Genomic DNA, 13,970 nt, shown 5'->3' on the forward strand with positions numbered 1-13,970 from the left:
TAATTTAAGAAACATAATAAATCTGGGGGTTGTTTTATGGATAATGTTGAAAGACTTAAAATGATTGAGAAGTCCCCTATAACCTTTGAGGGACTCCGTAAACTGAACATTGCGGCCGGGACACTGCACCTCCTGCAGGGTCTCCTGATGGTTGCACTGGGATACCTTTTGACCTGGGACAGGGACATATACACGTTCTACCTGAAGTTCAAGGTGATATCCCTGAACCCACCGTCCTTCCAGGTGCTTCCGAACCCGGAGGTGGCGTTCACGGTTAGCTATCTTGGAGTGATACTTGCATCCTTCCTGCTGATCTCTGCGGTGGCACACTTCACCATTGCCTTCCTGAGGAATGAGAGTTACGTTGAGAACCTCAGGAGGGGGATGAACCCCTACCGCTGGTACGAGTATGCGTTCTCCAGTTCAATAATGATCGTCATACTGGCCACCTTTGTGGGTGTGTGGGACCTCTGGTCACTTGTGATGATCTTTGTGCTGAACGCCTCAATGATAATGTTCGGTTACCTCATGGAGAAGATCAACCAGTACACCGAGAAGATCGACTGGTCACCATACCTGCTTGGCTGTATTGCTGGTTTCACGCCGTGGATCGTCATTGCGGCATACTTTGTGGCAGCCCTTGGTTCATCAGAGACCCAGCCACCTGACTTCGTGTACCTCGCACTCCTCCTCTACTTTGTGATGTTCAACACGTTCTCCATCAACATGCTGCTCCAGTATAAGGGTGTTGGTAAGTGGAGGGACTACCTCTACGGTGAGCGGGTTTACATCATACTGAGCCTCGTTGCCAAGACCATACTGGCCTGGCTGGTATTCATAGGGGTTTTCTCACCATTCTAAATATTAGACCAGCCACTCCAGGTCTTCCAACCATTCTAATTTTATTTTTTTATTCACTCCACTCCAAGTGCCTTGAAAACAGCGTCCTCTGCAGACTGATAGAATATTAAACTGAAGTTTCCTATAAGTTCTGGCGGAACTGTTGTGAGGTCCTGGCTTGAACTTATTGGTATGAGGACCTTCCTGGCCCCGCTGTCCAGGCATACCTGCAGGGTGTTGGCAAGTTCCTCAACCTTCATTATTGTGCCCCCTATACTCAAACTTCCAAGTACAGCTGTTGAGGGAAGTACAGGTTTGTTGAGGGCTGCTGAGCAGAGAGCCACGAAGGCGGGTAGTGCGAGGTATCTGGTCATTCCAACACCATTCAGGTCATGTACCTGCATAAGGTAATCCTTATTCTTTGTGCTGATGGTCCTGCTTATATTTGGGCTGTTGGACTTGAGGAAACTGAATGCTGTGTTTATGGCCTCTCTAACCTCCTTTTTTGAGCCTATACCAGTACAGGTGAATTTACCGGTCCCATTAATCATTTCAGTCTCTATTTTGAATACACCTATCATGCCGTTATCGGCGGGTGCTACAGTGAAAAGGTGGCCCGGTTTTAGTATCCCTTCAGGGATTAATTTTCCGCCGCTCTGTTCGGGTACAGAGACGAATTCCTCAACCAGTGTTTCCCTGTCAATGTAAGAGAAGTTAACATCGTAAAATTCCATTCCGCCGATCTTTTTAAGCTGCTCCTTAACCCTTCTGCGACATTCAAGGGCGAATATGAGGATCTCCCTCACATCCTCCTTATCAAACTCGCCATCAGGGTATATGAGTTTGATGAGACCTGATACCATCTTCCTGACGGCAGTTACGTCCCTCTGGTTCAGATTATTGCCAAGTACAAAGTATTCATCGAATGCATCGGCATATGATATCTTCCTCATCTCCCTGAGGAATTCTGCCAGATAATCCGTGATCAGGCCGTACTGATCTGTGAAGAATTCCGGACGATACTTTGGTATCTCCCATCCTGGAAGGTAGCAGTGCATCCTGTCAAAGAAGGCCGTATCATTTCTTATATCCTCAGGAAACGGATCAAAGAGGCTTGATGTTCTAAGAAGGACATCGACACTCTGGTTGATGTTACCCACGAATACCATGGATGCTGTGGCATTTTTTTCCTCCTTTCCCCTTGAAAAGGAACCTGAAGCCATATAGTCCTTCATTATGGGGATACCGTCCTTGTCCTTGAATCTTATGCCGGCAACCTCATCGAATGCCACACAGTCCCACATACCCACAAGTCCTACCATTCTCGTGGACATGTTGTAGAAGAGGTTGGCCACTGTGGTCTGTCCACCGGAAACAAGTATGCTGTTAGGGGATATCTCCCTGTAAACATGGGACTTCCCTGTTCCCCTGGGACCCAGTTCACAGAGGTTAAAGTTGTTTTCAACTAGGGGCACCAGTCTGGTGAGGAGCAGCCATTTAACCCTGTCATCAAACTGGGTGGGCTCCAGTCCACATGACCTAAGGATTAAATCTATCCACTCATCCTTTGTGAAGTGCCTTCTTACACTCAGTATCTCATCAAGGTCCAGGTTGGGCATCTGTATCGGTGCGAGTTTCCTTATGATGAACGGATTCCTTGATGGGTCAGCCTCGTCATAGAAGTATTCAAAAGTAACCATGCACCATATTTTGCCTCCAAGGAGCCTTTCATATTTTGAGGGGTATTCCTTGGAGATCGGCACATTTGAAAGGCCAAGATTTGAGAATTCTGCCTCATATCGGTCCGCCCTATAGTTCAGTCTCACAGTTACCATGTCAATGACGGTGTAGCTTCCGGATTCCCTCAGTTTTGAGAGGATTCGCTGGGCCTCATCCGGACGTACATAGTTCTCTGAGAGGATCCTTTTAACGTTCCTGACACCCTGCTGTATAAGTGACTCCTCGGTTGTGGCGCAGTATTTACCAAGGAGGTATTCAAGTACATAGACAGGGACGTTGGCACCCTCCTTTATTTTCTTGGTTAGATCCTTTCTCACTATTCTTCCTGCAAAGTACCTGTTGAGTTTTGTGTTGAGGTCATCGCCGTTAATGTCATTATAATCTCCCAATCAGGTCCCCTCCCTATCAGAATACAAAATCATCACTGAATGGTATGTCTATGGTAAATTCACATCGTTCTAATTCAACATCATTCTCCATGTTTTTAATAACAAGGTAATATTTTTTCCTATTTGAATATTCCCTGTGTCGGAGTGTGAACTTCTCCCGAAATTCCCTTTCCCTTGGTGAACTTGCCCTGCTTGAAGCGTGAATTATGACCTCATTGGATATCCTTTCACCATTTTCATCCTCAAAGTAAATCTTAGCTTCAAGTGGTAGAACGGTTTCTGAGACGCTTTCAGTCTGAACGAATGTGAGGTAACTGTTGAGGTTGGTTAATCTGCGATCTATTGAAACCAGTTTAAGATCCACTACCCTCTGCTCAGTCTTTCCAGTCCTGGATTTGAGCTTTATGAGGGGTATGATGACTTCCTGTATTGATGTGCCCCCATGGACAAAGTTATGTCCTCCACCGCTGATTTTAAATACTTCAAGTGACTCTGGAACCGTGACCATGATGTGGTCCATTCCCAAGTAATCAAGGGAAAATGTAAGGGTCCCCTCTATCTGAGGATCTTCCTCCGAGATTATAAACCTCTTATTTTTAAGTTTGAATTCCCCGTATGGTATTTCAATCCTGTCACTCTCAGGAACATCTCCTCTTCTGTAGATAAATCCATGGTCGGCTGTTATGATGTAATTGGAGATGCCCGCCTGGTTTGTCAGCTTCTTTATAAGTTCAAGTAGCTCTTCAATTGCTTCACTGGCCGCGTTGAAAACCTCGCTCTCTGTTGCCTGTTTGTCCCCCCGTGCATCTATCTGGTTGTGGTAGATATAAATCAGATCCCTGTTTTTAATTTTTTCACGTAGATCCTCCATCCTGAGTGACATAACCTCACTGTGGGTCCATGTGAGTGAATTTTCATTGTTTTCCTCAAGTATCCTTCCCCTCTCCGAGACACTGGATGCTGCTCTACCATCCACAAGGACCTTGCAGTCATCGGTGAAGGTTATGCTATCATGGGGTAAAAGTGCCGCCATTCCAAGGGCGGTGTATGATGGTATTGATGAGATAATCGGCTGAATTTCAGCCGAGTTCATGGGATTCTGGTTGAGTTTTTTGCATAGTTCAAAACCGCATTCATATCTCAGCGCATCTGAAATTATAACTGCGGTTCTGTGTTTATTTATGGATGGTGCGACGTGTTTCCTGTAGAATTGATGTTGCTTATCATATTTAAGGTCCTCAATACTTATTTTCTTAAGTTTCATCGACCATAAGCGGTTTAGTTTTGATAGGTAGGTGTTTATGTACATGTTCTCAATGAGCTGGGCCAGGTCATGGGGTTTATCTGTTGCTGGTAGTCTGTCGTAGGCGTAATAAAACTTCCTATAGGCCAGATCTATCATGTACCATTTACTGCAGTACTTTTCAACAAAGTCATCGATACCTGAGGATGATTCCTCGCTGAAGATATTTATCATTCCTATGAGGCTGTTGGCCCATTTTAGAACCTCATAGTGGTTCCTGTATTTACCATAAAAGTGGGTCCTTTTCCTTTCAGTTAAGACATCGTCGAGTCCCCTGATCTCGGAACCTGTCCTCAGAAGGAGGTCAATGTTATGTTCTATTATTTTCCTGTCAAAAACTTCAAAGGTGCCGCATTCAAGGTAGCATTCAGGGGGAATCTTTTTGATGTGTTCTTCAATTCTTATTGACTCTGCGATGTAGGAGGCCACCTCATCATATTTATCCCTGTAGTGGGTGTTGTTCAGTAGGTTGCTTATAAAGACCGTCACATTATTTTCCCTTTCTGATATGAGTTTCTCCCATGCCCCAGGGATGGTTCCCCTGAATCTTGTTGCTGTATATGTTATCAGAAGGGTTATCAGGAAGTTCTTAATGGTTGGTCTCTCAGCACTGTAACCATACCGCTTCCTGCAGAGTTCCCAGAAATCCTCAAGGATCCCCATTTTCTCAAATTCAGAAAGATACCTGTTTTCATGGAAGTCCTCAATCAGGACCTTCTTCAGGAGTTCATCGAAGTTAGGAACCTTTACACCCGCAAGGACGCATAGAATACCTATTTTTATGTTTTCATCAGAATAATCATCTATATTTAGCTTCTCAAATTTTCCGATGCGGCTATCTGCATTCCAGAACTTTCTGTACTTCTCCAGCACTGGCCTGAAATGCTCAGGGATTTTAAGTTCCTGTATTATAAGGGATATTCTGTCTGCTGCAAATGGTGTGGAGTAGTAGACGATATCTGCCAGATAGTTTTCCTCATCAGAAGGCCTTGGGAACGGTGCATATATAAGGTAACTGTTTACTGTGTCCTCAACCTCGAGGAGGTACTTGGTGTATAACTGGTTATTGTCCCTGAGGTGGTGGATCCTGGCGTTTTCAAGTTCCAGTTCATTGACGATGTCCCTGAACTCAGCGTCATCATCATACCATACCACTATACGCCTTTCATCACCCTTGAAGATCTGGTTAAGCTTTTTCTGGATGTATTTCAGGTTCATTGTAATACCCGCGCCCTTTAATTATCCTTAAAGCTTTTTGAGGAGGTCTACCTTGACGGTTTTTCCATTTCTCTTTATTTCCACGCCCTGGAATTTCGCATAGTTCACCTGCACACCATCGTCAAGGTCTATCTCTATTTTCCTGTTGGCGATATGTGCGAGTGCCTCATCATAGACCTTTATCTCTTCAAGCTGTTCTATAAGTTTTTTATTCTCCTTTGTTAATCTTGAAATCTCTGATTTGGTCTTTGAGTTTTCTATAATCCTTTCATTCTGTTTTATCCTGTTTTCAATTGCTTTCTGTGTTCTATGGAGGTATTCTGTTCTCACCCTTGCCACGAGGTCTGGTTCGTATCTGTGCATGTATATGAGTGCCTTGAAGGCATTCTTTTTTCCGCTGTCGAACTGCCAGTAGATTGGGCGTTTTTTATAGGTTTTAACATGGTCCTTGTAGAAGTCAGACATGAAATAGTTCCTTATAATTTCACGGCTGGTTTTACCCCTCTTTCCAAGGGCCTTTGCAATGAAGTCCAGGTTTTCCTCCAGTTTTTCTTCCCCAAAGGTTACCCTGACAAATTCAATGAACCTGCCGACTATATCGTCCTCAAAGTACTCTGTATCAAGGATGGGTATTATGTTGTCCTCGTCTGGAATGAATTTTGAGTACCTTGAGGGGTCCCATTCACCGCCCGCAAAGACGAGGCCCTCCTCATCGAGGCTGTAGCGGCCGAATATGCACCCCACTGCATAGGAGATGAAACTTCTAATATCTCGTGAAAGGTCTGCTTTTCGTATGGTCACCTCAGAATCAGGGGCCTCGGGGGTTAATTCGTCTTCTAAACCATATATTTTGATAAAAATTTCGTTAAGTTTTTCTTCATTTGATTTAAGTTTTGAAAATCTTTTCTGAGTTAATTCATCCCATTTCTTGAAAGATTTCTCTATACTGGATTCTTTAAACGTTAAAAGTGGGTGCACCGTAAAATTCCAGCTGGTATCTGAAACATCCCAATCTAGTTTACTGAGTTTTATATTCTCTTCAACTAATCTTTTTATTTCTTCAGAATAGTCCCCAGAGAATATAACAGGTATAGAAGCTATATGCCCCACCTCATAATTCAGTGTCGGTGATATAAAACTAAGTATATATTCACATACCTTTGAATTCAATAACCCAAGTAAGTAACAGTTATCTTCCTCTGTAAATATGGAACAGCCAGCTACATCAAATATAAAGCCGCGAGGAAAAAATCTGAATGCGATCTTTCCACTTGAGATTTTAGACCAGCTCAAAGATTTTTTAAAGTAATATTGTTGATTTCTTAAAACGGATTTTTTGAAGTTTCTTAGTTCATCACCATCATTTTCCCAATTAATTAAATATTCATGGTTTCCATACCATTTCCTGAAATTGCCTCCTTTATTATATGGAAACCATTTTTTACCGCTTTTTTTAGCATCCTCACTGTCCTCAAAGCCAAATCCGCATCTGTTAAAATCAACTTCATGCCATAATCTTAGGAATCTTTTATTATCTGCTGTTGCCAATCCTTGCTTAACCTCAGCGAATGATGATAATTCTTTACCATGTGAAAAGGTGTTTATAACATTTTCACTGACCCAATAGGCTATTGGATTTCCAGGGATTCTTAAAAATTTATTCTTTTTGCTTAGATATAAGTACTCAACTTCAGGATTTTTTATAGCTTCCAGAACCTTTTTTCTTTGTACTTCCATTCCTCCAGTAAACTCTGACAATTTTATATAAATGCCATTATAATCCGTGTCAGAATTAAACAAAACAAAAGTGCAAATAGGGACTGTAGCTTCACTGAAAGCTGAGTATTCTAATTGAATAAGGGAGGATATAGATTTTTCACTTACAATGAATTTTCTGAGTTTCTGATATGCCTTTATAAACATCCATACAAATGGTGTCATTAATGCACAGTAGCCATGCTTCTTGCAGAATTGAGTGTTCCTGTAAATGAACATGGAAAATAAATCCTTTGAATATTCTTCATAATTGCTCCGGGCATAGTTTCTTAGACTCCTATCCATTTTATTCAGGTAAGGCGGGTTTGTAACAACGACATCATATTTACCAGACAGTAATTTAGCTTGTTCTAATAAAGGGATCAACTTTTCCATTGCCTCATTATTAAATATAACGCTCTTTAAGCTATTCTTTGGATTTTTTAAAGAATTCTTAACTTTTAATTCCAGATTAATATAATCCATGTCGGGCATTTTAATAAGAGATCCTAGTTCTTTTGCGTTCAAAAAAACTGATCTTAGTCTTTTTAATTCTTTAATGATCTCTGAATCTCCAGATCCAATAAAATCTATTAATTCATCTCTCAAATCTTGGCTTTCCCTAAAAGCGCAAATATTCGGTTTAATATTTTTTTTAAATATTGTGCGGCTGTACGACCTTGCCTTCATCATTAGGGCAAAATAAGCTAATTGGTAAGCGCGATCATCAATATCCATTCCAAATAAGTTATTTTTGAGTATAAACTTGGGTATTTCCCTTTCAGGGTACCCTCTCTCTCTGTAGATCTCTACAAAAACATCAAAGGCATAAACAAGTATATGGCCGCTACCCATGCATGGGTCAAGAAACTTTATTTCTTCAGGGCTGATAGAACCTATCTCATCTCCAAGGGCATTAATAATTTCCTTTTCCTGCCCATAATCTAAATAATATTCAAGTTTTTCTTTAAGCTTACTGTTAGGATTTCTCTCCATCCAGTACCTTCCCAGAGAATTGTCAACCATGTATTTAACAATCCATTCGGGAGTAAAAAGCTGTGTGGCGGCTGGAATATCGTCCTTCTTTACAGTGCCTTTGTATATATTAATTACCTGATCCTTAACCTCAGAGATGTAATACTGGTACATCCAGCCGATGATCTCAACCTGGTCCCTGAAGTCATCCTCAGGGATGAGGTCCACAAGGCGCCTTACAACACCATCCTCACTTGTGTAGGATATTGAAAGGAGTATCTCAGTGTAATCCGCTGTCTCCTCAAAGAGTTCAGGCAGTATTTCATTCAGCTTATTGCACTGCTTTATGAAAAGCATCCTGAAGAGTTCATCAAGCCTGTTCTCATCCTTCAACCGGTAAACGGTTTCTATCTCTTCATCACTGAAATCAAGGTCAACGTCGGGGGCCATGGTTACGATATCAGGTTCTATCTTACCCTCCTTTTCACTTGAAAGTACCCTTACATGCCCCGGTAAGTAATCATTGACCTCCATGAACCTTATGGCTATTATCCTGTTGAACCAGGTGTATGCCACCTCCTCTATGACATTATCAAATCCCTTCTCATTTATCCTCTTAACAAGGCTTTTCCTCTGTTCTATGGCCTCGTCGTATATTTTGTATGGCGTCCCCCCAACATCATAGACCTCCATCCCATCAATTTTTTCCACTGGATCGGATATTCCCTCTTCTGTTATTCCCAGGAGGCTTGCCCTGTATTTTATCTCATCGATCAGTTTCTTTCTTGCCTCGACAGCAAATGTCTTTATTGCCTTCTTATTTATTGAAATTCCCCCAATTAAATTTTAAGAGTTATAACAGTTCCACTGTCAAGTTCATCCTCTAAGCGCATCCTGATTTTGGTGACGAGTTCATCTATATCCTCTTTTTTCCTTATGGTTATGAATCCGCTGTTTATGATGTCCCTTATGTTCACCCTTTTCTCCTCAGGGGTTTCATCTCCCTTATCGGGTTTTATTCTATTGAGGAGTGATTCTGTAATGCTGTCGGATTCGTCCTTTATCCCGTTTATTTCATGTATGAACTCTGAACGTTCCAGTTTATCACACAGATCCTGGAAGCTCCTCTGGATATCTGATTCGAGTCCCCCATCAATTCCCATGGACTCAAGTTGTTCAAGTAGTTCTTTGAGATTATTTTTCAGGTACCCCCTTACCGGAGCCCTTTTTTCCTCCAGAACTCTGTTGTGGATATCCTCAAATTTAGTGGATAAATCTGGGAGTTCAGGTATCTTTGAGTAGGGGGTTTCCATTTCGATTATTTCCCTGATTCTATCTGCAATGTTTCTGAGTTCATGGCTTTCAAGGAGGTTCCTGTTTTTCTCGTAGAGATCAATATCCTCACAGGCCCTCTCGAATATCTCTTTCTGTTTTCCTTCAAAGAATTTAATTACAGGTTCCAGTTCCTCAGATAAGTCCTGTAATTCCTCCCTATTACTGTGGATGAAATCAAAGAATTCCCTGGTTGAACTTAAATCTGAGACTTCCCTGAGCATTTCCGCTGCCTCATCTATTATGTTTTTTCCGGGAAGCCTTTTTTCATTCTGATATTCCCGGAATATCTCGCCGAGCTCCTTCAGTTTATCCGCTGTCCTCCTCTGGAAGTCCCCCATAATGACCTCCTCATCATCAGAGGATAGGGTTTCACTGAAGAGATCCCTGAATACCTCCCTCACTGATTTAATTTTGAATTCCGGGATGCTTTCCCTTTTATCAATCAGTATCTCCTCATGGAAACGCCTTTCCTTTAAGAACCTCAGGAAGTCATTTGGACTGTAGTCCCTTAAGGATAGGTTCTGACCTTTCCTCTCAAGGGATATCTTCCTCTGGGAGAAGATAACTGATATGAGCCATGCTATATCCTCGTCAATGTAACCGTATGGTTGTCTTCTGAATCGGTCAAAGACTGTTTTGAGTGATGGTTTGGCGTGTATTCTCGTCTGTCTTTCAATGTAATCCATTATTTCATCAATTGCATTCTGGTTCCTGGTTTCCGGCTTTTCTGTGAGTGTCTCATTTTTGGCCCCCCTCAGGATTTCAAGTATATCAGAGTCCACCGGGGAAAACTCCATGTAAGGAAGTTTTGAGTATATCTTGTTTACAAGTTTCTCAAGGGCGCTGTTTATCCTTTCAGAAGGGTTTCTGTCATTTATATCCACCCTTTCACCCTTAACATACACCTCTGACTCCTTGAGTGCATTCTCTATTGAGATCCTGATTCGCTGATTCTTTTCGTCCCTCTCCTCGTTTATGGTGTTGATGATGGTCGCCTTTGATTTATCATCAAACGCCATCTCCCTGGTAAGGTATTTCTTGATTTTGAGTAACTCCTCGATTTCAGCCAGGAACGGTGCATTATCCAGGTAGAATATGGCCTCATTTTTCTCCTCAGACATCGCCCTGAGGGCCATGGTGAGTCTCTGTCTATCTGATTGGGGGGATAGGGTTGTCTGTCCACTGTCCTCAGGGTACCCAATGTCATGGTAGGGTGTTATGATTCTAACCCCCATCTCTGCATGCTGTTTCCCATGGTAGATGTCGTCGACTGCCCTGTTGAATGGGAAGTTATATCGCTTATTGTAACGGTATTTTTTATCTTCGTAGATATCCTCAAAGATTATCCTGGCTGTTTCATTCAGAATCTCCCCTATTTCCACATTCTCCTGTTTGATGGCCCTCCAGACCGCCTGCTCATCGTCGGTTAAAAATGAGTATACATCGCCATTTTTCTGTATCAGTGTCTCCCTAAGTAATCTTCCCAGTGATTTCTCAACCTTTTCCCTGAGCTCGACACGGTCATCATCAATGTTCCCAATCATGAGGGTGGTGAGATTCTCGGGAGTACCCTTTATTCCCTTAACGTACTTTATCAGGAACAGAACCTTCAGGACTTCAACGTCAAATTCATCAAGTTTATCGTTGTTGGCTGCCCTCTTGATGACTGAGCTGTGGGTGTGATCAACGAATCTGTCCAGTGAGTCATAGAACCTGTTAAATGGCACCAGAGCACCTGCTTCCTCCTCCATGATGGAAATTGCAGCCTCCTGGAAGAGTGCAAGCATTGATCTTTCCCCCTCTGCAAGGTGCTTCCCTGATGCTCCATGTATTCTTATGGAGGTCAGCACATCTCCAAGAAGATTGAACTGGTAGGGTATGAATGGGTAAACCTCTGCAAAGTCCTGACCATTAACGTACATCTTCTTCTCTGAGGTATCAGAGGAAAAACTTATAAGATTCTTCAGTATGGCGTTCTTGTTATCGTAAAGGGCCTCCAGGGTCTGGCTTCCTGACTCATTTTTCTTCAGGATTCTCCTTCGGATGACCTCATCCACGTTGACTGATGTCAGTGATAAACGGGTTTTGAAACGCCCCTGGATCTTTGAAAAGTCGTTTTTTCTAACGTCTATGATTGAATCTATGTCCTCCTGGCTGGTGACCACAACCCATATCCTTCCATTACCATGTATGCCAAGCTCCTCTACGAGGGTCTGGAGGTTGAGCATGAGCCCTGAATCATCACCTATGTACTGTCCTATTTCATCAACAAGGAAGACCACATGATGTTTTGGAGACCTGCTGTCACAGTATTCCTTAACCATCTTTGCGAATTTCTCTATGGAGATTGAGTAGTTGTCTTCAGCCTTCTCGACCCAGTTCCTTGCTGCCTCCCGGCTCATATAGCCTATACTTGAGAGTGCTTCAACTACATCGTCCTGGATGAAGTAGAAATCCTCACGTTCACTGAGCCAATCATTTCCATTTATCTCAAGGAACTTTGCCTTGAAATCATCAAATAACCCCTCAGAATCCAGTTTACTCTCCATTTCAGCAAGGAATGGAATTTCACCACAGAATCCCCTCATTTCATTGAATACCTTCACAAAAACGTCAAGTATCGGGTCCCTGCTGCTATCAGTCCCTGAACTCTTGGATGCTATGTTGAATAGTATGACATCAGTGGGGACTGAGGTTGCAAGATCCATGTCAGCAATTACGGTAGAGTCGACTATTTTTCCGTCCTCAAGGAAGAAGTCAATGGCCCTCCTTCCCCTGACCTCCCTGTTGTCAAGGATGTATGAGAGTATCTTGAGGAAGTGTGATTTACCGCTTCCAAAGAAGCCCGAGATCCATACCCCCATTTCATCGGTTTGACCATCTATCCCCTTTTTATAGTTCTCAAAAAATTCACGGAAATGTTTTGATAATTCAGCTGTCACAACATATTCATTGAGTTCCTGGTAGATGCTCTCTTCATCATCCTGCCCCACCTTTATAACACCCTTGATATCCCTATCAATGGGTTTTTCAAACATTTCTCCAATTTTCATTTGATTCACCCTACCAAATCCGATTATTCAACTAGAGGAAAGGCTCTGTAGTAATTGTTGTCATGGATTGTTCCAAAGAGTATAAGTTCAGACCCGGAGTACCTCCCCGGGAAGAATAGAATGACCGGCACATTATCCATAACCTCATAGAGATTGTTGAGGACGTTATGGGACCTGAGTATGGGATAGGCCTTCCCGACTCCAGTAAGAAAGACAACGGAGTTTTCTTCAGTGTTCTCTTTAATGTAGGAGACAATCAGGTTTGAGGTTGTTCCAAGTTTTAGTAATTTGTTTACGGCTTTTTTTGCATATTCACTTCCCTTCTTCTCCTCAAACTCAAATGTCTTAGATAGGTACCCCTTTTCCTTAAGTATGCTGATTATGATTTCATAGAGGTCAAATTCAGCGATTTTGAATGGGTGGTTTGGGTTTTCATTGATTTTTTTCCGAAGATATGAAATGTAACTGCGGACCTCGAGTTCATACCGAGGATCATAATCAAATATGTAGTAGCCAACCTCATTACCAAGGCCCCTGTTTTCACGAAATGCCGGATCCTTTATCTTCAGTTCGATCATATCAAGTCTTTCGTGGATTTCTGACATCTGGTCACCCTACAATCTTCCTGTTAAAGTACTGAAATATGGAGCCATATCCTCCTTCATAAGTCTTTTTTCGGCAGCAAGATCTATGAACGGCTTCAATATTTCTCTTCTATCCCCTTTATCTCTAAGGAGCCCTGCTTCCCTTAACATTCTTATATACTCGGATTTCAATCTTTTGATGGTTGAATCAACCCATTTATCAACTGTTGCGCTCTGCATTCTCTTCTCCTCAAAGAAAATATTGAGGTCCCTATCCTCGAGAATGTGATCACCCATTATTATCTTGGTTCTGAATACCTCATGCATGAATTCAAAGAAGAGACGGTCCGTCTTCATAATCGAAATTAAAACGATTATTCTTGAAGTCTCAGAATCCGCCTCCACAAGTAATTTTAGGACATCCTCAGGCAGACTTTTCAACCGTTGGTATATCGAACTAGCCATTCTTCTGGCCCTGTATTCTGATTCTACCTGATATATGTTTTCTTTAACGGCTAATTCAATTATATCCTGTCTTTTTAAACCTTCAAGTATGTATCTGGCGGTTTTGCGTGATTCTAAAAACCAGAATGATTTTGAAACAATACCTGCACTGTACTTCATCAATAGTCTGGTTTATCAAGCATCATCTTAAAGTTTTTCGGTTTAAATTTTAATGAATTTCATTAACATGATAAGAGGTACCACCATTATTACGATGATGATTACCCAATATCAACTTAATAATCGAACCGCAAACTATTTATATGGCTTCCAC

Annotated in this window: 7 protein-coding genes; 1 reads left to right on the forward strand and 6 read right to left on the reverse strand. The window is 42.0% G+C overall.

The features are described 5' to 3' along the window. The first annotated feature begins 36 nt into the window (after window positions 1-36). A complete protein-coding gene (gene heR, locus AB9H23_RS05190; protein ID WP_370004404.1) occupies window positions 37-861 on the forward strand; it encodes a heliorhodopsin HeR in 825 nt (274 codons plus the stop codon). Between the two features lie 53 nt (window positions 862-914). On the opposite strand, the gene brxL is transcribed toward heR, so the two are convergent. The 6 genes from brxL to AB9H23_RS05220 are packed head-to-tail and all read right to left on the reverse strand — an operon-like array spanning window position 915 to window position 13,816. Then, on the reverse strand, window positions 915-2,969 hold the full coding sequence (brxL, locus tag AB9H23_RS05195) for a protease Lon-related BREX system protein BrxL (RefSeq protein ID WP_370004405.1): 2,055 nt from the start codon (window positions 2,967-2,969) through the stop codon (window positions 915-917). Window positions 2,970-2,985: 16 nt separating this feature from the next. After that, on the reverse strand, window positions 2,986-5,490 hold the full coding sequence (gene pglZ / locus AB9H23_RS05200; RefSeq protein ID WP_370004406.1) for a BREX-1 system phosphatase PglZ type A: 2,505 nt from the start codon (window positions 5,488-5,490) through the stop codon (window positions 2,986-2,988). Between the two features lie 27 nt (window positions 5,491-5,517). Beyond that, window positions 5,518-9,060 (reverse strand): BREX-1 system adenine-specific DNA-methyltransferase PglX, encoded by a 3,543-nt coding sequence (gene pglX / locus AB9H23_RS05205; RefSeq protein ID WP_370005952.1) that lies wholly within the window; start codon window positions 9,058-9,060, stop codon window positions 5,518-5,520. Further along, on the reverse strand, window positions 9,060-12,608 hold the full coding sequence (brxC, locus tag AB9H23_RS05210; protein WP_370004407.1) for a BREX system P-loop protein BrxC: 3,549 nt from the start codon (window positions 12,606-12,608) through the stop codon (window positions 9,060-9,062). The genes pglX and brxC overlap by 1 nt, the downstream gene beginning before the upstream one ends. 23 nt (window positions 12,609-12,631) lie before the next feature. Then, window positions 12,632-13,213: a DUF1788 domain-containing protein gene (locus AB9H23_RS05215; protein ID WP_370004408.1), complete on the reverse strand. Its 582-nt coding sequence runs from the start codon at window positions 13,211-13,213 to the stop codon at window positions 12,632-12,634. A 9-nt stretch (window positions 13,214-13,222) separates the two neighbouring features. Next, a complete protein-coding gene (locus tag AB9H23_RS05220) occupies window positions 13,223-13,816 on the reverse strand; it encodes a DUF1819 family protein (RefSeq protein ID WP_370004409.1) in 594 nt (197 codons plus the stop codon). Window positions 13,817-13,970: the final 154 nt, after the last annotated feature.

The sequence above is a fragment of the Methanothermobacter sp. KEPCO 2 genome, assembly GCF_041228365.1.
In the GTDB taxonomy this organism is placed as follows: Archaea; Methanobacteriota; Methanobacteria; order Methanobacteriales; family Methanothermobacteraceae; genus Methanothermobacter; species Methanothermobacter marburgensis.